26 protein-coding genes are annotated in these 26,970 nt (G+C 73.3%); 16 read left to right on the forward strand and 10 right to left on the reverse strand.

What is annotated here, in order from left to right:
- Positions 1 to 29: 29 nt before the first annotated feature.
- Together E5083_RS20975 and E5083_RS20980 are read left to right on the forward strand one after the other, a co-directional pair.
- Positions 30 to 851: a J domain-containing protein gene (locus E5083_RS20975; RefSeq protein WP_135787236.1), complete on the forward strand. Its 822-nt coding sequence runs from the start codon at positions 30 to 32 to the stop codon at positions 849 to 851.
- Between the two features lie 60 nt (positions 852 to 911).
- Complete coding sequence (locus E5083_RS20980; RefSeq protein ID WP_135787515.1) at positions 912 to 1,241, forward strand: rhodanese-like domain-containing protein; 330 nt, start codon at positions 912 to 914, stop codon at positions 1,239 to 1,241.
- A 19-nt stretch (positions 1,242 to 1,260) separates the two neighbouring features.
- Here E5083_RS20980 and paaE read toward each other — a convergent pair whose 3' ends face one another.
- The 5 genes from paaE to paaA are packed head-to-tail and all read right to left on the reverse strand — an operon-like array spanning position 1,261 to position 4,874.
- Positions 1,261 to 2,325, reverse strand: coding sequence for a 1,2-phenylacetyl-CoA epoxidase subunit PaaE (gene paaE / locus E5083_RS20985; RefSeq protein WP_135787237.1), 1,065 nt, complete (start codon positions 2,323 to 2,325; stop codon positions 1,261 to 1,263).
- The gene (gene paaD, locus E5083_RS20990; protein ID WP_135787238.1) at positions 2,325 to 2,861 is read right to left on the reverse strand and encodes a 1,2-phenylacetyl-CoA epoxidase subunit PaaD; all 537 of its coding nucleotides are present in this window, start codon (positions 2,859 to 2,861) and stop codon (positions 2,325 to 2,327) included. Before paaD ends, paaE begins: the two co-directional genes overlap by 1 nt.
- The gene (gene paaC / locus E5083_RS20995) at positions 2,855 to 3,574 is read right to left on the reverse strand and encodes a 1,2-phenylacetyl-CoA epoxidase subunit PaaC (RefSeq protein ID WP_135787239.1); all 720 of its coding nucleotides are present in this window, start codon (positions 3,572 to 3,574) and stop codon (positions 2,855 to 2,857) included. Before paaC ends, paaD begins: the two co-directional genes overlap by 7 nt.
- Positions 3,571 to 3,858 carry a 1,2-phenylacetyl-CoA epoxidase subunit PaaB gene (gene paaB, locus E5083_RS21000; protein ID WP_130337920.1) on the reverse strand — a complete coding sequence of 96 codons (288 nt, stop codon included), beginning with the start codon at positions 3,856 to 3,858 and terminating at the stop codon, positions 3,571 to 3,573. Before paaB ends, paaC begins: the two co-directional genes overlap by 4 nt.
- A complete protein-coding gene (paaA, locus tag E5083_RS21005; protein WP_135787240.1) occupies positions 3,855 to 4,874 on the reverse strand; it encodes a 1,2-phenylacetyl-CoA epoxidase subunit PaaA in 1,020 nt (339 codons plus the stop codon). The genes paaB and paaA overlap by 4 nt, the downstream gene beginning before the upstream one ends.
- A gap of 332 nt (positions 4,875 to 5,206) precedes the next feature.
- Between paaA and E5083_RS21010 the strand changes: the two genes are divergently transcribed.
- From E5083_RS21010 to E5083_RS21020, 3 genes are read left to right on the forward strand one after another with little or no spacing between them, the layout of a single operon-like run.
- Positions 5,207 to 5,998, forward strand: coding sequence for a DUF5819 family protein (locus E5083_RS21010; protein WP_135787516.1), 792 nt, complete (start codon positions 5,207 to 5,209; stop codon positions 5,996 to 5,998).
- The gene (locus E5083_RS21015) at positions 5,995 to 7,221 is read left to right on the forward strand and encodes an HTTM domain-containing protein (RefSeq protein WP_135787241.1); all 1,227 of its coding nucleotides are present in this window, start codon (positions 5,995 to 5,997) and stop codon (positions 7,219 to 7,221) included. Before E5083_RS21010 ends, E5083_RS21015 begins: the two co-directional genes overlap by 4 nt.
- Positions 7,218 to 7,958, forward strand: coding sequence for a TrmH family RNA methyltransferase (locus tag E5083_RS21020; protein ID WP_135787242.1), 741 nt, complete (start codon positions 7,218 to 7,220; stop codon positions 7,956 to 7,958). Before E5083_RS21015 ends, E5083_RS21020 begins: the two co-directional genes overlap by 4 nt.
- 8 nt (positions 7,959 to 7,966) lie before the next feature.
- On the opposite strand, the gene paaN is transcribed toward E5083_RS21020, so the two are convergent.
- Positions 7,967 to 9,658, reverse strand: coding sequence for a phenylacetic acid degradation protein PaaN (gene paaN / locus E5083_RS21025; RefSeq protein WP_135787243.1), 1,692 nt, complete (start codon positions 9,656 to 9,658; stop codon positions 7,967 to 7,969).
- Between the two features lie 212 nt (positions 9,659 to 9,870).
- Here paaN and E5083_RS21030 point away from each other — a divergent pair, with 212 nt between their 5' ends.
- Positions 9,871 to 11,385, forward strand: coding sequence for a 3-hydroxyacyl-CoA dehydrogenase (locus tag E5083_RS21030; RefSeq protein WP_135787244.1), 1,515 nt, complete (start codon positions 9,871 to 9,873; stop codon positions 11,383 to 11,385).
- Positions 11,382 to 11,969, forward strand: coding sequence for a TetR/AcrR family transcriptional regulator (locus E5083_RS21035; protein WP_135787245.1), 588 nt, complete (start codon positions 11,382 to 11,384; stop codon positions 11,967 to 11,969). Before E5083_RS21030 ends, E5083_RS21035 begins: the two co-directional genes overlap by 4 nt.
- 25 nt (positions 11,970 to 11,994) lie before the next feature.
- Here E5083_RS21035 and E5083_RS21040 read toward each other — a convergent pair whose 3' ends face one another.
- A complete protein-coding gene (locus E5083_RS21040; RefSeq protein ID WP_237537533.1) occupies positions 11,995 to 12,492 on the reverse strand; it encodes an Lrp/AsnC family transcriptional regulator in 498 nt (165 codons plus the stop codon).
- 175 nt (positions 12,493 to 12,667) lie between these two features.
- Here E5083_RS21040 and pdhA point away from each other — a divergent pair, with 175 nt between their 5' ends.
- The 7 genes from pdhA to E5083_RS21075 all read left to right on the forward strand — a co-directional run bounded on the left by pdhA (position 12,668) and on the right by E5083_RS21075 (position 20,663).
- Positions 12,668 to 13,813 (forward strand): pyruvate dehydrogenase (acetyl-transferring) E1 component subunit alpha, encoded by a 1,146-nt coding sequence (gene pdhA, locus E5083_RS21045; RefSeq protein ID WP_135787246.1) that lies wholly within the window; start codon positions 12,668 to 12,670, stop codon positions 13,811 to 13,813.
- Positions 13,810 to 14,814 carry an alpha-ketoacid dehydrogenase subunit beta gene (locus tag E5083_RS21050; RefSeq protein ID WP_135787247.1) on the forward strand — a complete coding sequence of 335 codons (1,005 nt, stop codon included), beginning with the start codon at positions 13,810 to 13,812 and terminating at the stop codon, positions 14,812 to 14,814. The genes pdhA and E5083_RS21050 overlap by 4 nt, the downstream gene beginning before the upstream one ends.
- Positions 14,814 to 16,148 carry a dihydrolipoamide acetyltransferase family protein gene (locus tag E5083_RS21055; RefSeq protein ID WP_135787248.1) on the forward strand — a complete coding sequence of 445 codons (1,335 nt, stop codon included), beginning with the start codon at positions 14,814 to 14,816 and terminating at the stop codon, positions 16,146 to 16,148. Before E5083_RS21050 ends, E5083_RS21055 begins: the two co-directional genes overlap by 1 nt.
- A gap of 79 nt (positions 16,149 to 16,227) precedes the next feature.
- Positions 16,228 to 17,157 (forward strand): NTP transferase domain-containing protein, encoded by a 930-nt coding sequence (locus E5083_RS21060; RefSeq protein ID WP_135787249.1) that lies wholly within the window; start codon positions 16,228 to 16,230, stop codon positions 17,155 to 17,157.
- Positions 17,154 to 18,542 (forward strand): molybdopterin molybdotransferase MoeA, encoded by a 1,389-nt coding sequence (locus E5083_RS21065; protein ID WP_135787250.1) that lies wholly within the window; start codon positions 17,154 to 17,156, stop codon positions 18,540 to 18,542. Before E5083_RS21060 ends, E5083_RS21065 begins: the two co-directional genes overlap by 4 nt.
- A complete protein-coding gene (locus tag E5083_RS21070; RefSeq protein WP_135787251.1) occupies positions 18,539 to 19,636 on the forward strand; it encodes a potassium channel family protein in 1,098 nt (365 codons plus the stop codon). The genes E5083_RS21065 and E5083_RS21070 overlap by 4 nt, the downstream gene beginning before the upstream one ends.
- A 46-nt stretch (positions 19,637 to 19,682) precedes the next feature.
- Positions 19,683 to 20,663 carry an NAD(P)H-quinone oxidoreductase gene (locus E5083_RS21075; RefSeq protein ID WP_135787252.1) on the forward strand — a complete coding sequence of 327 codons (981 nt, stop codon included), beginning with the start codon at positions 19,683 to 19,685 and terminating at the stop codon, positions 20,661 to 20,663.
- Between the two features lie 16 nt (positions 20,664 to 20,679).
- Here the strand turns inward: E5083_RS21075 and E5083_RS21080 are convergent, their stop codons facing one another.
- Positions 20,680 to 21,213, reverse strand: a complete 534-nt coding sequence (locus tag E5083_RS21080) for a hypothetical protein (RefSeq protein WP_135787253.1) — start codon at positions 21,211 to 21,213, stop codon at positions 20,680 to 20,682.
- Positions 21,214 to 21,361: 148 nt separating this feature from the next.
- Here E5083_RS21080 and E5083_RS21085 point away from each other — a divergent pair, with 148 nt between their 5' ends.
- Positions 21,362 to 21,901 carry a bacterial proteasome activator family protein gene (locus tag E5083_RS21085; RefSeq protein ID WP_135787254.1) on the forward strand — a complete coding sequence of 180 codons (540 nt, stop codon included), beginning with the start codon at positions 21,362 to 21,364 and terminating at the stop codon, positions 21,899 to 21,901.
- Between the two features lie 59 nt (positions 21,902 to 21,960).
- Here the strand turns inward: E5083_RS21085 and E5083_RS21090 are convergent, their stop codons facing one another.
- Positions 21,961 to 23,565: a protein kinase domain-containing protein gene (locus E5083_RS21090; protein ID WP_135787255.1), complete on the reverse strand. Its 1,605-nt coding sequence runs from the start codon at positions 23,563 to 23,565 to the stop codon at positions 21,961 to 21,963.
- Between the two features lie 359 nt (positions 23,566 to 23,924).
- Between E5083_RS21090 and E5083_RS21095 the strand changes: the two genes are divergently transcribed.
- On the forward strand, positions 23,925 to 25,556 hold the full coding sequence (locus E5083_RS21095; protein WP_135787256.1) for a protein kinase domain-containing protein: 1,632 nt from the start codon (positions 23,925 to 23,927) through the stop codon (positions 25,554 to 25,556).
- Positions 25,557 to 25,625: 69 nt separating this feature from the next.
- On the opposite strand, the gene E5083_RS21100 is transcribed toward E5083_RS21095, so the two are convergent.
- On the reverse strand, positions 25,626 to 26,642 hold the full coding sequence (locus tag E5083_RS21100; RefSeq protein ID WP_135787518.1) for a phosphotransferase: 1,017 nt from the start codon (positions 26,640 to 26,642) through the stop codon (positions 25,626 to 25,628).
- Between the last annotated feature and the right edge of the window lie 328 nt (positions 26,643 to 26,970).

The raw sequence follows: 26,970 nt of genomic DNA on the forward strand, positions 1-26,970 counted from the left end.
GCCTTGTGGGTGTGGCCTAGGCTGGTCGGGTGACGACCCCGGAAGCTGAGCAGACCGAGCAGTCCCAGTCGCCGCGGCCCGAGGAACGGCTGGAAAAGGCCGTCCGGGCCGCCGAGCAGGCGCTGATCGACTTCGAGATCGCCGTGGAGACCTTCCGCGTCGAGGTCGAGAACTTCGCCCGGCTGCACGAACAGCGGCTCGGCCCGCTGTACGCCCGCATCGAGGAGCTGGACGCCTCGATCGCCGAGGCGCGGGCCGCCCGTACCCAGGACCCCGAGGACATCCGGCGTGCCGCCGAGGCCCGCGCCAACCTGTCGCCCATTCCCGGCGTCGAGGAACTGCTGCACGGCTGGATGGACGGCCAGGGGCTGTTCCCCGAGGCCACCGCGATGCTCACCGACCAGCCGGTACGGCCGCCGGAGCGGGTGCGGCCCAGCGAGGAGGTCCGCAAGCTCTACCGCGACCTCGCCCGCAAGGCCCACCCCGACCTCGCCCAGGAGAACGCCGAGTGCGCCCGCCGCGAGGAGTTCATCACCCGCGTCAACGCGGCCTACGCCCGCGGTGACGAGGCCCTGCTGCGGGAACTCGCCGCGGAGTGGGCGGCCGGCCCGGTGCCGCCCGAGCGCCGACCCAGCCCCAGCGACGAGCTGTACGCCCGTCTGGAGTGGCTCGCCCAGCGCAAGGAACTCCTCACCCTGGTCGCCCGGGAACTGGAGAACGGCGCCATCGCGGGCATGCTCCGCCTCGCCCCGGACGACCCCGACAGCCTCCTCACCGAGATCGCCGAGCGCCTGCACGGCGACATCGCCCGCCGCGAGTCCGACCTCGCGGCGCTGCTGACGCAGGAGTGAGGCCCCGGCGTCGCGTGCGGCGCTTCGGGTAGCGTCGGGGGCATGAGTTTCGGAGCTGGTGTGCCCACGGTCGAGGTCACGGACCTCAAGGACGGCGATTTCCTGCTGGACGTCCGCGAGGACGACGAGTGGCAGGCCGGTCATGCCGAGGGGGCGCTGCACATCCCGATCAGCGAGTTCGTCGCCCGCTACGGCGAGCTGACCGAAGCCGCCCCCCAGGACGGCCGCGTCAACGTCATCTGCCGCTCCGGCGGCCGATCCGCCCAGGTCACCATGTACCTCGTCCAGCAGGGCATCGACGCGGTGAACGTCGACGGCGGCATGAAGCACTGGGAGGCCGCAGGGCGCCCGGTGGTGACGGACGCGGGGCAGGCCGGGGTTGTGATCTAGCGGCCGGCCCCCGGCCCGCTCACCGGTCGAAGTCCACCTCCACCTTCTCGGTCATGGGGTGGGACTGGCAGGCGAGGACGTAGCCGGCTTCGGTTTCTTCGGGTTCCAGGGCGAAGTTGCGGTCCATGCGGACTTCGCCGGTGACCAGGAAGGCGCGGCAGGTGCCGCAGACGCCGCCCTTGCAGGCGTAGGGGGCGTCGGGGCGGTTGCGGAGGACGGTGTCCAGGATGGACTCGCCCTGCTGGGCCGGCCAGTTGCCGCCGCGGCCGTCGAGGCGGGCGGTGACCGTGCTGTGGGCGGCCGCCGGGGCGGTGGTGGCCGGGGCGGTGCCGCCGTCCACGTGGAAGATCTCCTGGTGGATGCCGGAGCGGTCCACGCCGAGGCCGCGCAGGGCCCGTTCGGCGTCCTCCACCAGGCCGTAGGGGCCGCAGAGGAACCAGCCCTTGACCTGGTCCACCGGGAGCAGCGCGGGGAGCAGGCCGGTGAGCCTGTCCCGGTCGAGGCGGCCGGAGGGCAGGCCCGCCTGCTGTTCCTCGCGGGAGAGCACCGTCACCAACTGGAACCGCTCCGGGTAACGGTCCTTCAGGTCGGCCACGTCCTCCAGGAACATGGTCGACGCGGCCGTACGGTCGGCCCGGATCAGGCAGAACCGTGCGCCCGGCTCGCGGGCCAGCAGTGTGGCGGCGATCGACAGCACCGGGGTGATGCCGCTGCCGCCGACGACGGCCGCGAAGAGACCCGGCGCCGGGTCCAGGGCGAAGCGCCCGGCCGGGGTCATCACCTCCAGTTCGTCCCCGGCCGCGATCTCCTTGAACGCGTACGTCGAGAACGCGCCCCCGTCGACCAGCCGCACCCCCACCCGCAGCGTGCTCGGGCCGGGCCCGGCCGGGTCGGGGGCCGGGGAGCAGATCGAGTAGGTGCGGCGGATGTCCCCGCCGTCCACGCGTCGGCGCAGGGTGAGGTGCTGGCCCGGCTTGTGCCGGTACTCCTCGCGCAGCTCGGGCGGCACGGCGAAGGTGACGGCGACCGAGTCGTCGGTCAGCCGGTCGATCTCGGCCACCCGGAGCCGGTGGAAGCGTGCCATCACAACTCCTTGAAGTGGTCGAAGGGTTCACGGCAGGCGAGACACCGGCGCAGCGCCTTGCAGGCCGTGGAGGAGAAGCGGCTCAGCAGCTCGGTGTCGGCGGAGTCGCAGTGGGGGCAGCGGATGGCCTCCGGCGCCGGGTCCCCGGCGTCGCCGGTGCGGGTCGGGCCCAGGGTGAGGGCGACCGGTCCCGCGGTGTGCTGGGTGCGCGGCGGGGCTATGCCGGACTGCTGGAGCTTGCGGCGGCCCTCGGGGGTGATGTCGTCCGTGGACCAGGCCGGGGTGAGGACCGTGCGGACGGTCACCTCGCGCATGCCGTGGGCGCGCAGGACCTGCGCTATGTCCGCGCTCATCGTCTCCACCGCCGGGCAGCCCGTGTAGGTCGGGGTGAGGTCGACCTCGACCGCGTCGGCGCCGGTGAGGTGCACCGCGCGCACGACGCCCAGCTCGTGCAGGGTGAGCACGGGGAGTTCCGGGTCGGGCACCGAGCCGGCCAGCTCCAGCAGCTCGGTCTCCAGCGCGGTGGCGGTCACCATGACGCCCCCGGATGACTGCGGTGCAGGTGCTGCATCTCGGCGAGCATCCGCCCGAACGGCTCGGTGTGCAGGCCCTGCCGGCCCGCGCCCGCCACCCACGCGCCCGTACGGGGGCCCTCGGGCACGGTCAGGGTGGCGCGCCCGAGCACGTCGGTGACGGAGGCGAGCCAACTCGCCTCCAGGGCCGCCCAGTCGGCGTCCACGCCGGGGACCGGCTGGAACATCTCGCCGGTGAAGCGCCACAGCGCGTCGCAGGCCCGGCTCATCCGGTCGTGGCTGAGTTCGGTGCCGTCGCCGAGGCGCACGGTCCACTGCTCGGCGTGGTCGCGGTGGTAGGCGACCTCCTTGACCGCCTTGCCGGCCAGCGGCTGGAACGGGCCTTCGTGCGCGGCCAGTTCGGCGTACAGCAGGTGCTGGTAGGTGGAGAAGTAGAGCTGCCGGGCGATGGTGTGGGCGAAGTCGCCGTTGGGCTGCTCCACCAACTGGAGGTTGCGGAAGGCGCGTTCCTCGCGGAGGTAGGCCAGCTCGTCCTCGTCGCCGGTCATGGAGAGCAGCACGCGGGCCTGGCCGAGCAGGTCGAGCGCGATGTTGGCGAGGGCGACCTCCTCCTCCAGGACGGGGGCGTGTCCGGCCCACTCCCCGAGGCGGTGGGAGAGCACCAGGGCGTCGTCGCCGAGGGCCAGGGCCGCGGTGGTGGGGACGGTGGCGGTCACAGGTGCTTCACCCCTTCCGGGATCTCGTAGAAGGTCGGGTGCCGGTAGGGCTTGTCGGCGGACGGCTCGAAGAACGGGTCCTTCTCGTCGGGCGAGGAGGCGGTGATGGCGGTGGCCGGGACGACCCAGATGGAGACGCCCTCGCCGCGCCGGGTGTAGAGGTCACGGGCGTTGCGCAGGGCCAGCTCCGCGTCGGGGGCGTGCAGGCTGCCGGCGTGGGTGTGGGAGAGGCCGCGGCGGGAGCGGACGAAGACCTCCCACAGGGGCCAGTCGGTGTGGGTCATGCGCGCGTCGCTCCTGTCCAGCCGGTGCTCCCGGCGTGTTTGGCCGCGTGGGCGGCGGCCGCTTCCCTGACCCAGGCGCCCTCGTCGTGTGCGCGGCGGCGCTGGGTGATCCGCTGTTCGTTGCAGGGGCCGTTGCCCTTGAGTACTTCCTTGAACTCGGTCCAGTCGATGGCGCCGAAGTCGTGGTGCCCGCGCTCCTCGTTCCACTTCAGGTCCGGGTCGGGGAGGGTGAGGCCGAGGGACTCGGCCTGGGGGACGGCGATGTCGACGAAGCGCTGGCGCAGCTCGTCGTTGGAGTGGCGCTTGATCTTCCACTCCATGGACTGGGCCGAGTGCTGGGAGGAGTCGTCGGGCGGGCCGAACATCATCAGCGAGGGCCACCACCAGCGGTCGACCGCGTCCTGCGCCATGGCGTGCTGCTCGGGGGTGCCCTGGCTCAGGGCGAGCAGCAGCTCGTACCCCTGGCGCTGGTGGAAGGACTCCTCCTTGCAGATGCGGACCATCGCGCGGGCGTACGGGCCGTAGGAGCAGCGGCACAAGGGGACCTGGTTGGTGATGGCGGCGCCGTCCACCAGCCAGCCGATGGCGCCCACGTCGGCCCAGGTCAGGGTGGGGTAGTTGAAGATCGAGGAGTATTTCTGGCGGCCGCTGTGCAGCTTGTCGAGCAGCTCCTCGCGGCTGGTGCCGAGGGTTTCGGCGGCGCTGTAGAGATAGAGGCCGTGGCCCGCCTCGTCCTGGACCTTGGCCATCAGGATCGCCTTGCGGCGCAGGCTGGGGGCGCGGGTGATCCAGTTCGCCTCGGGCTGCATGCCGATGATCTCGGAGTGCGCGTGCTGGGCGATCTGACGGACGAGGGTGGCGCGGTAGGCGTCCGGCATCCAGTCGCGTGGCTCGATGCGCTCCTCGGCGGCCACCGCCGTGTCGAAGGCGTGCTGGTGCGCCGCGGTGTCCGCGGTGGCGCCGGGTGCGCCGTCCGCGGGTGTGCGGTCCGTGCGAGGCGCGGCTGCTGTGGCCATGCGGTCCCCCTGACCTAGGACTCTGCCGGAAACACGCCCCGACCGATCGTTCGGTTCGTGCGTGTCAATGGTGTGCCGGGGCGTCGTCGGGTGTCAACCGCTGTGGACAACGCGGCGGCGCACCTGTGGAAAACCCCCGTGGCCGGTCTGCGTTCCCCACGCTGCCATGCCGGTGTGCGGCGGCGGCCGAGGCCGGGCCCGGGGCTGCGCGGGGCAGGTGGGGCTGAGTACCGTTCCGTGCGGGTGCCAAGCGGAAGCAAAGGCGTCCGAGGACCAGGGGGCGCCCCGTGACGGGCGCGTCGATGCCGGAGCGGAAGCGGGACGGGGCGGGGATGGACGCGTACGACGAGGAGCCGGAGGCCCGGAGCGGGCCGGACGGCCCGGCCGGGGCGCGTCGCGCGGGCGGCCCCGGCACACCGGGCGAGGACACCGCCCCCCAGGGCACCGGAGGCGACGGCGCTGCGGAACCGACGCCGCGCACCGGTCTCGCCGCCCTCTCCCCCCGCTACCGCCTCGTCGCGGGCGGCGCGCTGGCGGTCGTGGCCGCCGTCGCCGCCGTGCATCTCGGCATGGTGTTCCTGAGCCTCGCCCCCGCCAACACCGTGAGCAAGCGGCACGCCAAGGCGGTGGAGGGGTGGGTGTACCCGGAGTTCGAGCAGAACTGGAAGCTGTTCGCGCCGAACCCGCTGCAGCAGAACGTCGCCGTACAGGTGCGCGCCCAGGTCCGGAGCGAAGGCGGTGACCTGCGCACCACCGGCTGGACCGACCTGTCGGCCGAGGACGGCGCCGCCATCGACGGCAACCTGCTGCCCAGCCACACCCAGCAGAACGAGCTGCGCCGCGCCTGGGACTTCCTCGGCACCACCCACGGCACCGACAACCGGCCCGTGGGCGTGCGCGGGGCGCTCTCCGAGCAGTACGTGCGCCGGATAGTGGTGCTGCGCCTGCGCCGGGACGAGGGTCTCGACCGCGCCGGAACCATCGAGCGCGTGCAAGTGCGCTCCCGTACCGTCAACGTGCCGCCGCCCGAGTGGAGCCGGGAGAAGGTCTCCACCAACCCCGCCTACCGGGTGCTGCCCTGGTGGACGGTGACCGGTGACGAGACCGAGGCGGGTGCCCGATGAACCGGCTCTCCCAGACCGTCGCCCAGACCTTCGCCCAGGGCGTCGAACGCGTCACCGGCGCGGCCCTCGGCCCCTATCAGAGCGCCGTGATCCGGATCGGGTTCGCCGGGACCTGGCTGCTGTTCCTGCTGCGCGAGTTCCCGCACCGTCAGGAGCTGTACGGGCCGGCCGGGCCCTGGAGCTGGAACCTGGCTCATCAGCTCATCGCCGACAACCACGCCTTCACCGTGCTGATGTGGTCCGACAGCCGGCTCTGGTTCGAGCTCTGCTACCTCCTGGCGGTCCTGGCCAGTGCCGCGCTGCTGGTCGGCTGGCGCACCCGGACCGCCTCCGTGCTGTTCATGGTGGGCGTGCTGTCGCTCCAGAACCGCAGCGTGTTCATGGGCGACGGCGGCGACAACGTGCTGCATCTGATGTCCCTCTATCTGGTGTTCACCCGCTGCGGCCAGGTCTGGTCGCTGGACGCGCGCCGGGCCGGGCGCGCGGAGGCGGCACGCGCGCGTGGGGAGCGCGTTCCCGCCGACCGGGTGGGCCCGGTGCTGTGGGCACTGTCCGGCGCGGTGCTGGTCACGGCCGCGGTGACGGGCCGGTTCGACGGCGGCCGGCTGGTGCCGGCGCTGCTGTGGGCGGCCTGGGCCGGGCTCGGCCTGTGGTGGGCGGCGGGCCGCCGGCCGCGGTCGCAGCAGCTCCGGATGCTGCTCGACGTGCTGGCGAACGTGCTGCACAACGCCGGTCTCGTCGTGATCATGGCGGAGGCGTGCCTGATCTACGCCACGGCCGGCTGGTACAAGATCCAGGGCTCGCGCTGGCAGGACGGCACCGCCGTCTACTACCCGCTGCACCTCGACTACTTCTCCCCCTGGCCCGCCCTCGCCGACCTGATGTCCGCCAGCGGCGTCCTCATGATGATCGTGACCTACGGGACGGTCATGGTGCAGGTCGCCTTCCCCTTCACCCTGTTCAACCGGCGGGTGAAGAACGTCCTGCTGGTGCTGATGATGACCGAGCACGCGGTGATCGCCGTCGTCCTCGGACTGCCCTTCTTCTCGCTGGCGATGATCACGGCGGACGCCGTCTTCCTGCCGACCGCCTTCCTGCTGCTCCTCGGCGGCTGGGCCGCACGCGCGCGTGGACGGCTGATACGGCGCGACGGGGCGGGCCGGGTGCCGCCGCCCCGCGTCCCGGAGGAGTCCACCGCGGGCCACGTAGGGTTCAGGGCATGACCGACCCCCTGAACCGCTGGCGCGAGCGCGCCGGGGACGCCGTGCTGCTGGACGGCTTCCACGCCCTCAAGCACGCGCTGCGCTTCGGGGCCGAGGTGCCCGTGGCGGTCACCACCGACCGGGAGGCCACGCTGGCCCTCGCCGGTGAACTGGCCGGGGACGTCAGGGACCCGCTGGACGCCCTGCTGACGGAGGTGCCCCAGGCGGTCTACGCCTCCCTGGTGCCCCGCCCGCACCCGACCGGCGTGGCCGCGCTCGCCGTACGGCCGTCCCGCGAGGCCAACCTCAAGGCGCTGGCCCATCTGCCGCGCACCGCGCCCGTGGTGGTGCTGGACGAGCCGCGCAACCTCGGCAACGCGGGCGCGGTGATCCGGCTGGCCGCCGGGTTCGGCGCGACCGGGGTCGTCACCACCGGCACCCTCGACCCCTGGCACCCCACCGTGGTGCGCGGTGGGGCGGGGCTGCACTTCGCCACCGCCGTGGAGCGCCTCGGTGTCGAGGAGCTGCCTGCCGGGCCGCTGTTCGCCCTCGACCCCGAGGGTGAGGACATCCGGCGGGTCGAGCTGCCCGACGACGCGGTATTGGCGTTCGGCTCGGAACGCAGCGGGCTCTCGGCGCCGCTGCGGGCCCGCGCCGACCGGCTGCTGGCGCTGCCCATGCGGCCGCAGGTCTCCAGCTACAACCTCGCCACCAGCGTGGCCATGACGCTGTACCACTGGAGCCTGCGCGCCGCCTGAGCCCCGCCTCACGCCTCCTTGCGGACCTCCACCACGCGGAAGCGGTTGGCCACGTAAGCGCCGTCGGTGAGGGCCGCGTTCGCCGCCGGGTTGCCGCCGGAGCCGTGGAAGTCGGAGAAGGCGGCTGTCTGGTTTACGTACACCCCGCCGGTCAGGTTCAGGGAGAGCTGGGCGGGCTCCTCCAGGCAGACCTCCTCGATGGCCCGCGCGACCTCCGGGTCGATGGTGTGCGCGCCGACCGTCATGGCACCCTGCTCGCGGATGGTGCGCCGCAGCAGGTCCACGGCGTCGGCGACCGAGTCGACGGCCACCGCGAAGGACACCGGGCCGAAGCATTCGCCGAGGTAGGCGGCCTCGTCGTCCGGCTTGGCGGCGTCCAGCTTCACGATCACCGGGGTGCGTACGACCGCGTCCGGGAAGTCCGGGTTGGTGATTTCGCGGGAGGCCAGGGCGACTTCGCCGAGGTCGGCGGCGGCCTCCAGGCGGGCCTTCACGTCCGGGTTGACGATGGCGCCCAACAGGGCGCCCGCGCGGGCGTCGTCCCCGAGGAGGCCGTCGACGGCGCGGGCGAGGTCGGCGGTCACCTCGTCGAAGGACTTGTGGCCCTCATTGGTACTGATGCCCTCGCGCGGGATCAGCAGGTTCTGCGGGGTGGTGCACATCTGGCCGCTGTACAGGGAGAGCGAGAAGGCCAGGTTGGCCAGCATGCCCTGGTAGTCGTCGGTGGACTCCACGATCACCGTGTTGACGCCGGCCTTCTCCGTGTAGACCTGCGCCTGGCGGGCGTTGGCCTCCAGCCAGTCGCCGAAGGCGGTGGAGCCGGTGTAGTCGATGATGCGGATCTCGGGGCGGGTGGCGAGGGTCTTGGCGATGCCCTCGCCGGGCCGCTCGGCGGCCAGCGCCACCAGGTTGGGGTCGAACCCGGCCTCGGCCAGCACCTCGCGGGCCACCTGGACGGTGAGCGCGAGCGGCAGCACCGCGCGCGGGTGCGGCTTGACCACGACCGCGTTGCCGGTCGCCAGGGAGGCGAACAGGCCCGGATAGCCGTTCCACGTCGGGAAGGTGTTGCAGCCGATCATCAGGGCGATGCCGCGGGGGACCGGCGTGAAGGTCTTGGTCAGGGTCAGCGGGTCGCGCTTGCCCTGCGGCTTGCTCCACTCCGCCGTCCGAGGAGTGCGGGTCTGCTCCGCGTACGCGTACGCCACCGCCTCCAGGCCGCGGTCCTGGGCGTGCGGGCCGCCCGCCTGGAACGCCATCATGAATGCCTGGCCGCTGGTGTGCATGACCGCGTGCGCGAACTCGTGCGTCCGGTCGCTGATCCGCTTCAGGATCTCCAGACAGACCGCCGCGCGGGCTTCCGGCCCCGCGTCGCGCCAGGCGGCCTGCCCGGCGCGCATCGCGGGGAGCAGGACGTCCAGGTCGGCGTGCGGGTAGCTCACGCCCAGCTCGATGCCGTACGGCGAGACCTCGCCGCCCACCCAGTCGTCCGTGCCGGGCTGGTCCAGGTCGAGACGGGTGCCGAGGAGCGCGTCGAAGGCGGCCTTTCCCGCGCCCGCGTCCAGGCTGCCGTGCTCGCCGTACGCCTTGGGGTGCTCGGGGTGCGGGGACCAGTACGCGCGGGTGCGGATCGCCTCAAGGGCCTGATCGAGGGTGGGGCGGTGCTGGGCGATCAGCTCGTGTGCGGTCGGTCGGGCGGTCATCCGGGACCAACTCCTCGTCTGCGTGAACTCGTCGTCGAGCTCGTGACCTGGGGGTTTGGAGAGACGGCAGGGTTGCGGCGGGCGCGGCCCGCGGAGCCTTCCGCCGGACGGTGGTGGGCTGCGGGCGGTCAGGGCTAGAGTAACCGAACGATCGGTCGGGACAAGGGGGTCCGCCGCATCTGTGGACAACGTCGTGCGGGAGGATCGCGCACATGACAGCTATCGACCTCAGCAGCCCCGTGGCCGTGGTCGGCACCGGCACCATGGGCCAGGGCATCGCCCAGGTCGCGCTGACCGCCGGCCACCCCGTCCTGCTCCATGACGCGCTGCCCGGCCGGGCGCGGGAGGCCGCTGAGGCCATCGGCGCCCGCCTCGACCGGCTCGTGGCCAAGGGCCGGCTCGGCGCGGACGAACGGGACGCGGCGCGCGCCCGGCTCACCCCCGTCGAGCACCTCGGCGAACTGGCCGACTGCGCGCTGGTCGTGGAGGCCGTGCTGGAGCGGCTGGACGTCAAGCAGGAGCTGTTCCGCGAGCTGGAGGGGATCGTCTCTGCGGACTGCCTGCTCGCCACCAACACCTCCTCCCTGTCGGTGACCGCCGTCGGCGGCGCGCTCGCCTCCCCCGGCCGCTTCCTGGGCCTGCACTTCTTCAACCCGGCCCCGCTGCTGCCCCTGGTGGAGGTCGTCTCCGGGTACGCCACCGACGTCACGTCCGTCACGCGCGCGTACGAGACCGCCCGCGCCTGGGGGAAGACCCCGGTGGCCTGCGCGGACACCCCCGGCTTCATCGTCAACCGGATCGCCCGGCCCTTCTACGCCGAGGCGTTCGCCGTGCTGGAGGCCCAGGGCGCCGACCCGGCCACCATCGACGCGGTGCTGCGCGAGAGCGGCGGCTTCCGCATGGGCGCCTTCGAACTGACCGACCTCATCGGGCAGGACGTCAACGAATCCGTCACCCACTCGGTGTGGAACTCCTTCTTCCAGGACGTCCGCTTCACCCCCTCGCTCGCCCAGCGCCGCCTGGTGGAGTCCGGCCGGCTCGGCCGCAAGAGCGGCCAGGGCTGGTTCGACTACGGCGAGGACGGCGAGCGCCCCGAGCCGCACACCGCCGAGAAGGAGAAGCCGCCGGCGCACGTCACCGTCGAGGGCGACCTCGGCCCGGCCGCCGGACTGCTCCCGCTGATCCGCGAGGCGGGAATCCTCGTCCACGAGGAGGACGAGGACCAGGGCAGCCGGCTGGCCCTGCCGAGCGGCGGCCAACTGGTCCTCGCCGACGGCCAGACCGCCGTGGAGTTCCGGGACGTCGTCTACTTCGACCTCGCCCTCGACTACCGCGCCGCCACCCGGATCGCGCTCTCCGCCTCCCAGGACACCTCGTCGCGCACCCTCGCCGAGGCCATCGGCCTCTTCCAGGCGCTCGGCAAGGACGTCAGCGTCATCGGGGACGTGCCCGGCATGATCGTCGCCCGCACGGTGGCCCGGATCGTCGACCTCGCGCACGACGCCGTCGCCAAGGGCGTGGCCACCGAGGAGGACATCGACACCGCGATGCGCCTGGGCGTCAACTACCCGCTCGGGCCCTTCGAGTGGAGCCGCAGGCTCGGCCGGAGCTGGGCCTACGAGCTGCTGGACGACCTGCATCTGCGCGACCCCTCCGGCCGGTACGCGCCGTCCCTCGCGCTCTACCGCCACGCGTACGCCACCGACAAGCGGGAGGGCACCTCATGACCACCGCCAAGCGCGACACGTACACCCCCGAGACCCTGCTCTCGGTCGCCGTGGGGGTGTTCAACGAGCGCGGCTACGACGGCACCTCCATGGAGCACCTCTCCAGAGCCGCGGGCATCTCCAAGTCCTCGATCTACCACCACGTCAGCGGCAAGGAGGAGCTGCTGCGCCGGGCCGTCAGCCGCGCGCTGGACGGTCTCTTCGCCATCCTCGACGAGGAGCACGCGCGCGTGGGACGGCCGGTGGACCGGCTGGAGCACGTCGTACGGCGCATGGTCGAGGTGCTCATAGCCGAGCTGCCCTATGTGACGCTGCTGCTGCGCGTCCGGGGCAACACCGAGGCGGAGCGGTGGGCGCTGGACCGGCGCCGGGACTTCGACCACCGGGTGGCCGACCTGCTGCGGGCGGCCGCCGAGGACGGGGACGTACGGGGGGACGTGGAGGTCCGGCTGGCGACCCGGCTGGTCTTCGGAATGATCAACTCCATCGTGGAGTGGTACCGGCCCGAGACAAGGGGGGCCAGCGGGCGCGAGGTGGCCGACGCGGTGGTGCGGCTGGTCTTCGCGGGGCTGCGCGAGGAGTAGGGAGCGCGCGCCGAAGACGGGGCGGTCACGCGTCCGGCTCCAGGTCCTCCTCCTCGAACACCAGCAGCGTGCGGGTGCCGAGCACCTCGGGGATCGACTGGAGCCGGGTGAGCACCAGCTCGCGCAGCGCCCTGTTGTCCGGCGTGTGCACCAGCAGCAGCACGTCGAAGTCGCCGCCGACCAGCGCCATGTGGGACGCGCCAGGCAGGCGGCGAAGCTGTTCGCGGACGGTGCGCCAGGTGTTCTGGACGATGTTCAGCGTGATGTACGCCGAGGTGCCGTGGCCGGCCCGCTCGTGGTCGACCCGGGCGCCGAAGCCACGGATCACCCCGTCCTCGACCAGCCGGTTGATCCGCGCGTAGGCGTTGGCGCGGGAGACGTGGACCCGCTCGGCGACCGACCGTATGGAGGCGCGGCCGTCCGCCTGGAGGATCTTGAGGATGTCCTGATCTATGGCATCCAGCGGGCGGGGCGGGGGTGCGCCATGCGCCGCCACCGCCTGGGCCATTTGTTCAGGTGTCATGTCCCCCCGCTTCATCGCCGTGGACGTCCTGCATTCATTCCAGGCTGTGCAAAACCGTTTGTCCACAGCCTGAGGGGGCCAGTAGCCAAAATGCGCCGACGACCGAACAATCGGTAGGTGAGACGGGTCACAGCCGACCCGCCTCTCGTAGCCGCTCCCACGAGGAGGTGCCGTCATGACGGTCATGGAGCAGCGGGGCGCGTACCGGCCATCGCCGCCGCCCGCCTGGCAGCCCCGCACGGACCCCGCGCCGCTGCTGCCCGACGCCGAGCCCTATCGCGTCCTCGGCACCGACACGGCCGCCAAGGCCGACCCGGATCTGCTGCGCCGGCTCTACGCCCAGGTGGTCCGCGGCCGCCGCTACAACACGCAGGCGACCGCGCTCACCAAGCAGGGCCGGCTCGCCGTGTACCCCTCCAGCACCGGACAGGAGGCGAGCGAGGTCGCCGCCGCTCTGGCTTTGGAGGAGCGTGACTGGCTCTTCCCGAGCTACCGCGACACCCTCGCCGTGGTCGCCCGGGGTGTCGACCCGGTAGAGACGCTCACCCTGCTGCGCGGCGACTGGCACACCGGCTACGACCCGCACACCCACCGCGTGGCCCCGCTCAGCACTCCGCTCGCCACCCAGTTGCCGCATGCCGTGGGCCTCGCGCACGCCGCGCGGCTCAAGGGGGACGACGTGGTCGCGCTCGCCATGGTCGGCGACGGCGGCACCAGCGAGGGCGACTTCCACGAGGCGCTGAACTTCGCCGCCGTCTGGCAGGCCCCGGTCGTCTTCCTCGTACAAAACAACGGCTTCGCCATCTCCGTCCCGCTCGCCAAGCAGACCGCCGCCCCCTCCCTCGCCCACAAGGCGGTCGGCTACGGCATGCCGGGCCGCCTGGTCGACGGCAACGACGCGGTCGCGGTGTACGAGGTGCTCAGCGACGCGGTACGGCGCGCCCGCGCGGGCGGCGGCCCGACCCTGGTCGAGGCGGTGACCTACCGGGTGGAGGCACACACCAACGCCGACGACGCGACCCGCTACCGCGAGGACGACGAGGTCGAGGCGTGGCGGCGGCACGACCCGGTCCAGCTCCTGGAGCGCGAGCTGACCGCGCGCGGGCTGCTCGACGAGGCGGCGATCGACGCGGTCCGGCAGGACGCCGAGGCGATGGCCGCCGACCTGCGCGAACGCATGAACCAGGACCCCCGGCTCGACCCGATGGACCTCTTCGACCACGTGTACGCCGAGCCCACCGCGCAGCTCCGCGAGCAGCGCGCGCTGCTCGGGACCGAGCTGGCCGCCGAACAGGACGACCAGGAAGGCGACCCGCGATGACCACCGTGGCCGTCAAGCCCGCCACCATGGCGCAGGCCCTCACCCGCGCGATGCGCGACGCGATGGCCGCCGACCCCGCCGTCCATGTCATGGGCGAGGACGTCGGCACCCTCGGCGGTGTCTTCCGGGTCACCGACGGCCTCGCCGCCGAGTTCGGCGAGGACCGGTGCACGGACACCCCGCTGGCCGAGGCGGGCATCCTCGGCGCCGCCGTGGGCATGGCCATGTACGGCCTCAGGCCCGTGGTGGAGATGCAGTTCGACGCGTTCGCCTACCCGGCGTTCGAGCAGTTGGTCAGCCATGTCTCCCGGATGCGCAACCGCACGCGGGGCCGCATGCCCCTGCCGATCACGGTCCGTATCCCCTACGGCGGCGGCATCGGCGGCGTCGAGCACCACAGCGACTCCTCCGAGGCGTACTACATGGCCACCCCCGGCCTGCACGTCGTCACCCCGGCCACCGTCGCCGATGCCTACGGGCTGCTGCGGCAGGCCATCGCCTCCGACGACCCCGTGGTGTTCCTGGAGCCCAAGCGGCTCTACTGGTCCAAGGACACCTGGAACGCCGACCACCCCACCGAGGTGGAGCCCATCGGGCGCGCGGTCGTCCGGCGCCCCGGCACCAGCGCCACCCTGATCACCTACGGGCCGTCCCTGCCGGTCTGCATGGAGGCCGCCGAGGCCGCCCGCGCGGAGGGCTGGGACCTGGAGGTCGTCGACCTGCGCTCGCTGGTTCCCTTCGACGACGAGACGGTCTGCGCCTCCGTACGGCGCACCGGACGCGCGGTCGTCGTGCACGAGTCCACCGGGTTCGGCGGTCCCGGCGGCGAGATCGCGGCCCGGATCACCGAGCGCTGCTTCCACCATCTGGAGGCACCGGTGCTGCGCGTGGCCGGGTTCGACCTGCCCTACCCGCCGCCGATGCTGGAGCGGCACCACCTGCCCGGTGTCGACCGCGTACTGGACGCGGTGGCCCGCCTGCAGTGGGAGGCGGAGAACTGATGGCCCAGGTACTGGAGTTCAAGCTGCCCGACCTCGGCGAGGGACTCACCGAGGCGGAGATCGTGCGCTGGCTGGTGGCCGTCGGTGACGTGGTCGCCGTCGACCAGCCGGTCGTGGAGGTCGAGACGGCCAAGGCGATGGTGGAGGTCCCCTGCCCCTACGGCGGCGTGGTCACCGCCCGCTACGGCGAGGAGGGCACCGAACTGCCCGTGGGCGCACCCCTGATCACCGTCGCGGTCGGCTCCCCCGACGCCGTCGGACCGGCCGGAGAACCCGCCGCCGAGGCCGAGGGCTCCGGCAACGTCCTGGTCGGCTACGGCACCCAGGCCCCCGCCCGCCGCCGACGCCGGGTACGCACCCAGCTCACCGCGGCCAACGGCACCGCACCGGCCGCGCCTGCGCCGGCCCCGGCACCCGCACCCCCCGCGCCGACCGCACCGGAGCCCCCCGCCCCCCAGGGCGGCCCCGTCCCCGTCATCTCCCCCCTCGTCCGCAAGCTCGCCCGTGACAACGGCGTCGACCTGCACGCCCTGCGCGGCACCGGCCCGGACGGCCTCATCCTGCGCGCGGACGTCGAAGCGGCCCTCCGCGTCGAAGCCCCGGCACCCCCCACCACCGCGGCCCCCACTCCCACCGCCCACCCCGAAGGCACCCGCATCCCCCTCAAGGGCGTGCGCGGGGCCGTCGCCGAGAAGCTGAGCCGCAGCCGCCGGGAGATCCCGGACGCCACCTGCTGGGTCGACGCCGACGCGACCGAACTCCTGCGCGCGCGGGCCGCGATGAACGCGGCCGGGGCTCCGAAGATCTCCCTGGTCGCTCTGCTCGCCCGTATCTGCGCCGCCGCCCTCGCCCGGTTCCCGGAGCTGAACTCCTACGTCGACACCGAGGCCCGCGAGGTCGTCCAACTGCCCGGCGTGCACCTGGGGTTCGCCGCGCAGACCGAGCGCGGGCTGGTCGTGCCCGTCGTCCGGGACGCGCACACGCGGGACGCCGAGTCGCTGACCGCCGAGTTCGCCCGGCTCACCGAGGCCGCCCGCGCCGGACGGCTGACGCCGGGGGAACTCACCGGCGGCACCTTCACGCTGAACAACTACGGCGTCTTCGGGGTCGATGGCTCCACCCCGATCATCAACCACCCCGAGGCCGCCATGCTCGGCGTCGGCCGTATCGTCCCCAAGCCGTGGGTGCACGAGGGCGAACTGGCCGTGCGCCAGGTCGTGCAGCTCTCGCTCACCTTCGACCACCGGGTCTGCGACGGCGGCACGGCGGGCGGCTTCCTGAGGTACGTGGCGGACTGCGTGGAACAGCCGGCCGTACTGCTGCGCACCGTGTGAGCCCGCCCGACTGAGCCCCGCCGCCCGGTTCCGCCGGGCGGCGTCCGCCGCCGGGGGGCCCACCAGCCATACTCGAAGGGTGACCGACAACGCCCCGGCCGGCCCCCCGCCGGCCGCATCCCCCGAGTCCAGCGGGTCCGGCCCGGCGGCCGGTGCCCCGTACGATGCCGTCGTGCTGGCCGGAGGCGGGGCGCGGCGGCTCGGCGGGGCCGACAAGCCCGGTGTCCAGGTCGGCGGCCGGGCGCTGCTCGACCGGGTACTGGCGGCCTGTGCCGACGCGGCCACCACCGTCGTCGTGGCCGACCCCCGTGCCACCGCCCGGCCGGTGCGCTGGGCGCGGGAGGAGCCGGCCGGTGGCGGACCCGTCGCCGCGCTCGACGCGGGGCTGCGGCTCACCACGGCCGAGTACGCGGTGGTGCTCTCCGCCGACCTGCCGTTCCTCGGCGCGGACACCGTGCACCGGCTGCTGGCCGCCCTGCGGGACGGCGATGCCGACGGGGCGATGCTCACCGACGACGACGGCCGCGACCAGCCGCTGGTGGCCGCGTACCGCACCGCCTCCCTGCGCGCCGCCCTCGCGGACCTCGCGACCGAGCACGGCGGCCTGACCGGGCTGCCCCTGCGCCGCCTGACCGGCTCCCTGCGCCTCACCCGGCTCACCGACCCCCTCGCCTCCTTCGACTGCGACACCTGGGAAGACATCGCCCACGCCAGGGCACGGATCAGGGAGCATGGGCACGTGCTGAACGAATGGATCACCGCAGTCAAGAACGAGCTGGGCATCGAGCTCGACGTCGACACCCGCGTCCTCCTGGACGCCGCCCGCGACGTCGCGCATGGTGTGGCCCGCCCCGCCGCCCCGCTCACCACCTTCCTCATCGGCTACGCCGCCGCCCAGGGCAAGGGCGACGCCGAGTCCGTCGCCGAGGCGTCCGCCAAGGTCGCCGACCTGGCCAACCGCTGGGAAGCCGAGCACAGCGGGGGCGGGTCCGCCCCGGACGCCGGATGACCCCCTCCGGCACCCACGCGGGACCGCACGCCGGGCGCGGCGACGCCGACGACCTCGACGTGGAAGAAGCCCTGGCGCTCGTCCGCGCACCCAAGAGCGACCGGACCGATCGCGCCGACCAGACCGGGCGGACGGCCCCCGCGCCCGCCCGCCCGTCCGGGCCCGAGCACCCCCACCCCCACCACGACGCCACCCCCTGGCCCGAAGCCCGCGACCTCGCCGCCCGAGCCGTCCGCGACGCCACCCGGCGCCCCCACGTCTCCGTCGCCCTGAGTGACGCCCTCGGCCTGGTCCTCGCCGCCCCCCTGGACGCCCTCAGCGACCTCCCCTCCTTCGACACCTCCGCGATGGACGGCTGGGCCGTCGCCGGCCCCGGCCCCTGGCAGATCCGCGACGGCGGAGTGCTCGCCGGACACGCGCCCCCCGAGCCCCTCACCGACGGGGAGGCGGTCCGGATCGCCACCGGCGCCCGCGTCCCCGCCGGTGTCACCGCCGTCCTGCGCAGCGAGCACGGCCGCACCGGCCCCCAGGACCGCCTGCACGCCACCACGGAGATGAGCCACGGCCAGGACATCCGCCCGCGCGGCCAGGAATGCCGGCGCGGCGACCAGTTGCTGCCCACCGGCACCCTGGTCACCCCGGCCGTCCTGGGCCTCGCCGCGGCTGCCGGGTACGACACCCTCACCGTCGTCCCGCGCCCGCGCGTCGAGGTCCTCGTCCTCGGCGACGAACTCCTCACCGAGGGGCTGCCGCACGACGGGCTGATCCGGGACGCGCTCGGCCCGATGCTGGCGCCCTGGCTGCGCACGCTGGGCGCCGAGGTCATCGCCGTCCGCAGGCTCGGCGACGACGCCAAGGCGTTGCGCAGGGCGATCACCACCTCCCGCGCCGACCTGATCGTCACCACCGGGGGCACCGCCGCCGGACCCGTGGACCACGTCCACCCCACGCTGGAGCGGATCGGCGCCGAACTCCTCGTCGACGGCGTCGCGGTGCGCCCCGGTCACCCCATGCTGCTGGCCCGTACCAAGGCGGACCAGCACCTCGTCGGGCTGCCCGGCAACCCGCTCGCGGCCGTCTCCGGGCTGCTCACGCTGGCCGAGCCGCTGCTGCGGGCGCTGGCCGCCCACCCGGCGCCCGAGCCGTACCGGATGCCGCTGAGGGAAGCGGTGCAGGGGCACGCGCAGGACACCCGGCTCGTTCCCGTGGTGCTGCGCGGGGAGCGGGCCGTACCCCTGCACTACAGCGGGCCCGCCATGCTGCGCGGGATCGCCACCGCCGACGCGCTGGCCGTCGTCCCGCCGGGCGGGGCGGCGCAGGGTGCGGAGATGGAACTGCTGGACCTGCCGTGGGACACGGCCGGAATCGGGGTGTGTTTCACGTGAAACTTCCGGGCCATGACGCCATAGCCCGCCAGGCCGGCGAACATCTGGTGCCCTCGCGGGTGAAGCTGCCGAGGAAGGCGGTGGAACGCCCCATACGCCAGGTCGCCAAGCGCCTGGTGATGGCGCTGGTGGTGCTGGTCGCCACCGCGTGCGTCGTCTACGCCGACCGCAGCGGCTACCGCGACAACTCCGACGGTCCCGTCGACCTGCTCGACGCGTTCTACTACGCGACGGTCACCCTCTCCACCACCGGATACGGCGACATCACCCCGGTCAGCGACGGTGCCCGGCTCATCAACATCCTCGTCATCACCCCGCTGCGCGTGCTCTTCCTGATCATCCTGGTCGGCACCACGCTGGAGGTCCTCACCGAACGCACCCGTGAGGAATGGCGTCTCAATCGCTGGAGGTCCACCTTGCGCGACCACACCGTGGTCATCGGCTTCGGCACGAAGGGGCGTTCGGCGATCCAGACCGTCTGCGCGACCGGGCTGAAGAAGGAACAGGTCGTCGTGGTCGACCCCAGTTCCAAGGCGATCGAGGCGGCCACCGCCGAGGGCTACGCGGGCGTCACCGGCGACGCGACCCGCAGCGAGGTGCTGCGGCGCGCGGAGGTGCACAAGGCGCGGCAGATCATCATCGCCCCGCAGCGCGACGACACCGCCGTGCTGGTCGCCCTGACGGCGCGCCAGCTCAACCGGGGCGCCAAGATCGTCGCCGCCGTCCGCGAGGAGGAGAACGCCCCGCTGCTCAAGCAGTCCGGCGCCGACGCGGTCATCACCAGCTCCGGAGCGGCGGGCCGGCTGCTCGGTCTCTCCGTGCTCAGCCCCGCCGCCGGCATGGTGATGGAGGACCTGATCCAGCAGGGCAGCGGCCTGGACATCGTGGACCGCCCGGTGGTTCGCGCCGAGGTGGGCCGCACCCCACGCGACACGGAGGACCTCGTGGTCAGCGTCGTACGCGGGCACCGGGTGCTGGGTTACGACGACCCGGCCATCGGGGAGTTGCAGCTCACCGACCGGCTGATCACCATCGTGAGGGCCAGTCCCACCGAGCATGTCGCCCCGCACGCGCGTCCACTGCCGGGCGACTGAGCGGGCCGTCAGGCCCGTGGCGCGGTCGGGGAGTAGCGTCGCGGGCATGCATGCGATCACGATTTCCGAACCCGGCGGGCCCGAGAACCTGACCTGGACCGAGGTGCCCGATCCGGTGCCCGGCGAGGGCGAGGTGCTGGTCGAGGTGGTGGCCAGCGCCGTCAACCGGGCCGACATCATGCAGCGTCAGGGCCATTACGACCCGCCGCCCGGCGCCTCCGCCTACCCCGGTCTGGAGTGTTCCGGCCGGATCGCCGCGCTCGGTCCCGGTGTCTCCGGCTGGTCCGTCGGCGACGAGGTGTGCGCGCTGCTCGCGGGCGGCGGTTACGCGCAGAAGGTCGTCATCCCGGCCGGGCAACTGCTGCCGGTTCCCGAGGGCATCGACCTCAAGCAGGCGGCCGCGCTGCCCGAGGTGGCCTGCACGGTCTGGTCCAACGTCTTCATGCTGGCCCACCTCCGGCCCGGCGAACTGCTGCTGGTGCACGGTGGTTCCAGCGGCATCGGCACCATGGCGATCCAGCTTGCCAAGGCCATCGGGGCGCGGGTCGCCGTGACCGCCGGAACCAAGGAGAAGCTGGACTTCTGCGCCGAGCTGGGCGCGGACATCCTGATCAACTACCGCGACCAGGACTTCGTCGCCGAGATCGAGCGGGCCACGGACGGCAAGGGCGCCGACGTCATCCTCGACAACATGGGCGCCAAGTACCTGGGCCGCAACGTGGAGACGCTGGCCGTCAACGGGCGCCTGATGATCATCGGGATGCAGGGCGGCACCAAGGGCGAGCTGAACATCGGCCTGCTGCTGGGCAAGCGCGGCGCGGTCAGCGCGACCTCGCTGCGGGCCCGCCCGCTGAGCGAGAAGGCGGCCATCGTGGCGGCCGTACGCGAGCACGTCTGGCCGCTGATCGCGTCGGGCGTCGTACGTCCCGTCGTCGACCGCGAGGTGCCGATGACGGACGCGGCCGAGGGGCACCGGGTGGTGGAGGGCAGCGGGCACATCGGCAAGGTGCTGCTGGTCGCGCCGTAAGCCCCCGAAGCGGCCCTCAGTTTCGGCGCAGGCGCAGGCCCAGCCGGGCAAGCGCCAGGCCGAGGCCCAGCAGGACCAGGCCGCTGCCCAGGGGGAGGATGCGCGGCGCGCGTGCCGTGGTGCCCTCCCCCTGGCGTACGGCGGCGGGCCGCGAGGCCGGGGCCGAGGCGGCGGTCGGCGTGGGGGCGGCGGGGCTGTCGGCAGTCTCCGGCTCCTCCGGGTAGGCGGCCTCCGGGGTGGCGGGCGTGGCGCTGCCCGACGGGTCCTGGGCCGGGTCGGGCGCCTCGGGACGGCCCGGCCGCATCCGCCCCTCCCCGCCCCGGCTCCCGGCCCGCGCGGGCTTGGAGACGGTCGGGGACGGCGAGGCGGTGTCGGCGGCGTTCCGGGCCCGCACGGCGGGGGCGGAGGAGCGGCCGGAGGGGCTGGGCGAACCCGGCGGGGCGCTCTCCGCGCCGTACGCGGTCGCGGCGCCGCACAGCGGCGCGGCCGTCGCCGCCAGGACGAGCAGCACCCGCACCAGGCGGAGCGTGAGTCGCAGCCATGGAGTCACGTCGGTGACCTCCGGGGGAATGCCGGGAAACGCCGGGGAAGAAGGAATCCAGCCTCACATCTCGTGGCGCACCCGGCATTTTGGGCTGGGCCGTCGGGGGCGGGATGCCGGATCACGGGCGCGTGGGCGGGTGCGAGAGAATGACGGCATGGAGATGCCGAGGAACGAACGGTCGCCCGAGAACCCCCAGATCCTCGTCGTGGGCCAGGACGGGATGGCGCTCGGTGGCGGCACGGACGAGGGCTCCCGCGAGATCCCGGTGACGGACCAGGTGGAGCAGCCGGCGAAGGTCATGCGGATCGGCAGCATGATCAAGCAGTTGCTGGAGGAGGTGCGCGCCGCTCCTCTGGACGAGGCGAGCCGGGTCCGGCTGAAGGAGATCCACGCCAGCTCGGTCAAGGAGCTGGAGGACGGTCTCGCGCCGGAGCTGGTGGCGGAGCTGGAGCGGCTGTCGCTGCCCTTCACCGACGACGCGACACCGAGCGACGCCGAGCTGCGGATCGCCCAGGCCCAGTTGGTCGGCTGGCTGGAGGGCCTCTTCCATGGCATCCAGACCACGCTGTTCGCCCAGCAGATGGCCGCCCGCGCCCAGTTGGAGCAGATGCGCCGCGCGCTCCCGCCGGGCAGTGTCCCGGAGGGCCCCGAGGAGCAGCACACCGGCGGCCGCTCGGGCGGGCCGTACCTGTAGACCCGGAACGTGAGAAGGGCCCGGCGGAAGCACTCCGCCGGGCCCTTCTCGTACGTCACCTACTGCGGCGGCTCGCCCGTGGAGACGTTCAGCGAGACCTCGCCCATGTTCTTCGGGTCGACGTCCGTGCCCGGCGCGGGGAACTGGTCGAGGACCGTGCCGTCGCCCCAGGTGTTGTTGTCTTCCTTCTTCACCTTGTACTGCCAGCTCGCGGCCTGGAAGCACGCCTTCACGGAGTCGATGTTCTTGTACCGGAAGTCGGGCAGCCGGATCTTCTTCTCGTCGTTGTACGACTCCTGCGGCTCGGTGCACTCGGTGTCGTCGATCGTGCGGGAGGTGTCCGGGCCCCGGTAGCCGGAGCCGTGCGTGGACGCGGAGGCGCTGGGGGACCCGTCGCCTCCATGGGCCTGGTCGGCACTGTCGTCCCTGATCAGCGCGATCAGCAGGCCCGCGATCAGCACCGCGGCCACCGCGACCGAGCCGATGAGGACCGGCTTGCGGCTCCGGCCGCCCCCGGAGGACGGCACCGCCGTCACCGGCTGGGCCCCGTAGGCGGGCGCGGGCTGCCGGCCGTACGCGGGCGGAGTCGGGTAGCCGCCCTGCTGCGGGTAGCCGTAGGACGGGGGCGGGGTGCCGTAGGGGTTCGGCGTCGGCTGGTACGGCTGCTGCACCTGGCCGGGGTGGGGCTGCGGGGCCGTGTGGCCGATCGGCGGGAACACCGCCGAGCCCACGCCCGAGCCGCTCTGCGCCGGACCCGCGCCCGGCACGATGCTCGGCGCCGCCTGCTGGAGCGAGGCGGCCACCCGCAGGCACTCCTCGCGCATCGCCTCGGCGGTGGGGAAGCGTTCGTTGGGGTTCTTCTTCAGCGCGCGGGCCACCAGGGCGTCCACCGCCGGGGGCAGCGCGCGGTTGATCGAGGAGGGCGCGACCGGCTCCTCCTGGACGTGCGCGTACGCGATGGCCAGCGGGGAGTCCGCGTCGAACGGCAGCCGTCCGGTGACGAGCTGGAACAGCATGATGCCGACCGAGTACAGGTCGGAGCGGGCGTCCACCCCGCGGCCGAGGGCCTGCTCGGGGGAGAGGTACTGCGGGGTGCCGACCACCATGCCGGTCTGCGTCATCGAGGTGACCCCGGACTGCATGGCCCGCGCGATGCCGAAGTCCATCACCTTGACCACACCGCGCTTGGTGGTCATCACGTTGCCCGGCTTGATGTCCCGGTGGACCAGCCCCTTCTCGTGGCTGATCTCCAGCGCGGCCAGCACGTCCGCGGTGATCTTCAGCGCCTTGTCGGCGGGCATCGCGCCGAACTGCCGTACGTCGTCGGCGAGCACGGAGCCGAGCGGGCGGCCCTCCACGTACTCCATGACGATGTAGGGCATGCCGTCCGCTTCGTCCTCGCCGGTGTCGAAGACGGAGACGATGTTGGTGTGCGTGAGCTTGGCCACGGCCTGGGCCTCGCGGCGGAACCGCTCGCGGAACGCCTGCTCCCGGCCCAGCTCGGTGTGCAGGGTCTTGATGGCCACCTGGCGGTCCAGCACCGCGTCGTGGGCCAGGTGCACGGCGGCCATGCCGCCCTCGCCGAGCAGGTCCTGGAGCCGGTAACGGCCACCGGCCAGTGCCCGCCCCGTGTACCGGCCGCCCTGTGCGCCGTCCTGGCTCATCGTTCCGTGTCCCCCACTGGCCCGTCGGAGCCGTCATCGACCGGACCCGCGCCGCGTGGCACACGTCTTGATCGAATGTGTCATTCCCGGCCAAGTCTGCCCGAGGGCACGGACACGTCAAGCCCGGTGCCCGTTCCGTGACCGTACGCGAAAGAAGCGTCGCGCAAGCGTTACAGCAGGCGTACGACCGGTGCACGGAATTTGCACGAGGGCCTGTGCTGCGGGTTTCATGGCCGGTCCGTCCTGGGCCCGTCCCGGTGCCGGATCGGGACCGGCGGCCACCGGCGAGGCTGTAGCGTGGCCGACGGAGTCCGTATCAACACCGCGCGCACCGCGGGCAGAAACGACGGCGAGGACCGATGGCACAGACGCACGGCGCCCAAGGCCCGTCCGACCCCGAGGCGGCGGCCGGCGGCGGCATGGCGGAGGCGCCGGAGAACTGGGGCAACGGCGGGCTCGTCGGCGACGGCCGCTACCGGCTCACCCACCGGCTCGGCCGGGGCGGCATGGCCGAGGTGTTCGCGGCCGAGGACGTCCGGCTCGGCCGTACGGTCGCGGTCAAGCTGCTGCGCGCCGACCTCGCCGAGGACCCCACCTCCAAGGCCCGCTTCACGCGCGAGGCCCAGTCGGTGGCCGGACTCAACCACCACTCGATCGTCGCCGTGTACGACTCCGGCGAGGACCAGGTGGGCGGCCAGGCCGTGCCGTACATCGTGATGGAGCTGGTCGAGGGCCGCACCATCCGCGAGCTGCTGGTCGACGCGGACGCGCCGGGCCCCGAGCAGGCCCTCATCATCGTCTCCGGCGTGCTGGACGCGCTCGCCTACTCGCACCAGCACGGCATCGTGCACCGTGACATCAAGCCCGCCAACGTCATCATCACCGACAACGGCGCGGTCAAGGTGATGGACTTCGGCATCGCCCGCGCCCTGCACGGCGCCTCCACGACGATGACCCAGACCGGCATGGTCATGGGCACCCCGCAGTACCTCTCCCCGGAGCAGGCGCTCGGCAAGGCCGTCGACCACCGCTCCGACCTGTACGCCACCGGCTGCCTGCTCTACGAACTCCTCGCGCTGCGTCCCCCCTTCACCGGTGAGACCCCGCTGTCGGTGGTCTACCAGCACGTCCAGGACATGCCGGTGCCGCCCTCGCAGGTCACCGCGGGCTGCCCGCCCGAGCTGGACGGCCTGGTCATGCGCTCCCTCGCCAAGGAGCCGGACGACCGCTTCCAGACGGCCGAGGAGATGCGCGGCCTGATCCAGTACGGCCTGCAGATGCTGTACGACCAGGGCGCCCACTCCGGCACCTGGAACACCGGCCCGGTGGACGCCACGGCGGGCGCGCCGACGCCGCCCGGCGGCTACGCGGGCACCACCGTGATGCCCCAGTCCGGCGGCTACGGCGGCGGCACCACGCAGATTCCGCAGCCGATCCTGCCGGGCGGTTACGGGGGCGGCGACGACGGCGGCTTCGAGGGCCACGGCAACAAGGGCAGCGGCCGGGGCAAGCTCCTGGTGCTGGCCGCGCTCGCCGTGGTGGCGGTCGTGGCCGGTGTCGCGCTCGCGCTGAACAACACCGGCGGCGACGAGGGCAAGGGCACCAAGCCGACCCCGACGCACTCGCAGACGCACAAGGACGACAAGGCGTCCGAGACGCCGACCGACGACACCACCAAGGAGCCGACGGACGACCCGGCCACCCAGGGCGGTTCGGGCTGGAACAACGGCTCCGACTACACCCCGTCCTACCGGACGACCGACCCCGGCACCGCCGAGCCGACGGACGAGCCGACCGACCAGCAGACCTCCGATCAGCCGAGCGCCCCGCAGACCTCGCCGCCCGCCACGGGCGACGCGTCCGGCGGCGGCGGTACGGACGCGGGCACCACGGCCGGTCCGGGCGGCAACGAGACGGGCGGCACGACCGACGGCGGTGCGGCCGCCGGTGCGGCGGCCGGGGCGGACGCGGGCGGCGCCGACGGCACTTGAAGGCCGACCCCGCCGGCCCCTGGAACGGGCCCGGACGGGCCGGCCGGCGGCTGACCGCTCTCTGGGCGGTCAGCTCGTGAAGGCGTCGCAGACCGCGTCGTACTCCCGTGTCCACCACACCGCGAGCGCGGAGGCGGCCGGGAACTGGCGGTCGGCGCGGGTGTCACCGCGCTCGTAGTGCCAGCGCAGCATCCAGAAGTCGTTCAGGCGCTCCCACCACACCCGGTGCACGGCCGCCGCCAGCTCCGAGGGGGTGGCCCGCGCCGCGCGCCGGTACGCCCGCGCGTACGCCCGCGCCTTGGGCAGATCCAGCATCCCCGCGGGCCGTACGAAGAAGATCGCGGCGGCGCGTACGGCCTCCTCGGCGCGGGGCTGCACGCCGAGCCGGTCCCAGTCGACGATGGCGGCCGGGGTGCCGCCCCGGTAGAGCAGGTTGAACGGGTGGAAGTCGCCGTGCACCCAGCCCACCGGGCCGCCGCGCGGCGGCCGGCGGTGGGTGTGCTGCTCCAGCAGCGACCGGCGTTCCAGCAGGCGGTGGCGGGCCAGGTCGTCGAAGGCGTCGGCCGGCCTGTGGCGGTGGACGTGGCCCAGCAGGTCGTCGATGAGGGTGAAAGTGTCGGCCGGGTCGGCGCTCTCCACCGGGTGCGGGCCGGTGGCCGGACGGGTGCGCCCCTTGGGCGGCATCACGCGCTCCAGGCAGGCGTGCACGGCGCCCAGCAGCGCGCCCAGGCGCGCGCTCTCGGAGCGGGTGAGCTGGCCGCCGTGCAGATGCCCGCCCTCGATCCAGGGGTGCAGGGCGTAGGCGTGCCCGCCGACGACCGCGACCGTACGGCCCTCGCGGTGGGTGAGCGGCGGGACGGCCGGGACGCCGACCTCGGCGAGGCGCTGGGTGGCCCGATGGCGGCGCTCGATGGCGTCGGGGTCGGCGGTGTCGGGGTCGAAGTGGTGCTTGAGGAAGTACCGGCCCCGCGTGGTGCGCACCCGGAAGCCCCGGTTGAGCAGCCCCTGGTCGACCGGTTCGCAGGCGAGGGCCGTACCGGCTCCGTACAGGGGTAACAAGGTGCCGAGCGGGGGCGCGTGGGGCACGACGGGTGGTACACGAAGGCGCTGCACGCGCCGATGCTAGGGCACGAAAAGCCCCCGTGAGCTGGGGGTTGTCACAGGCAGTCTTCGGCGGTCGCATTCGGTCACCCGGAGTGCCCCGGTGAACGTCCCGGTGTCCTTCGAAGCGCAATTCGCGCGCGGCGCGAAAGAAATCCCCGGCCGTCCCCGGTGACGCGCCGGGACTCTTCCTTTGAGCTGGGTGCGCGGGATAACGTGCCGTTGCTCCGGCCTCCTGCAAGGCTGTGACCAGCAAACTTCCGGGCCTCGTCGATTTACTTGGAAATCCAAGCAAAATCGCAGGTCAGGTGGG

Origin of the sequence: Streptomyces bauhiniae (assembly GCF_004784475.1) — a bacterium.
GTDB lineage: Bacteria > Actinomycetota > Actinomycetes > Streptomycetales > Streptomycetaceae > Streptomyces > Streptomyces seoulensis.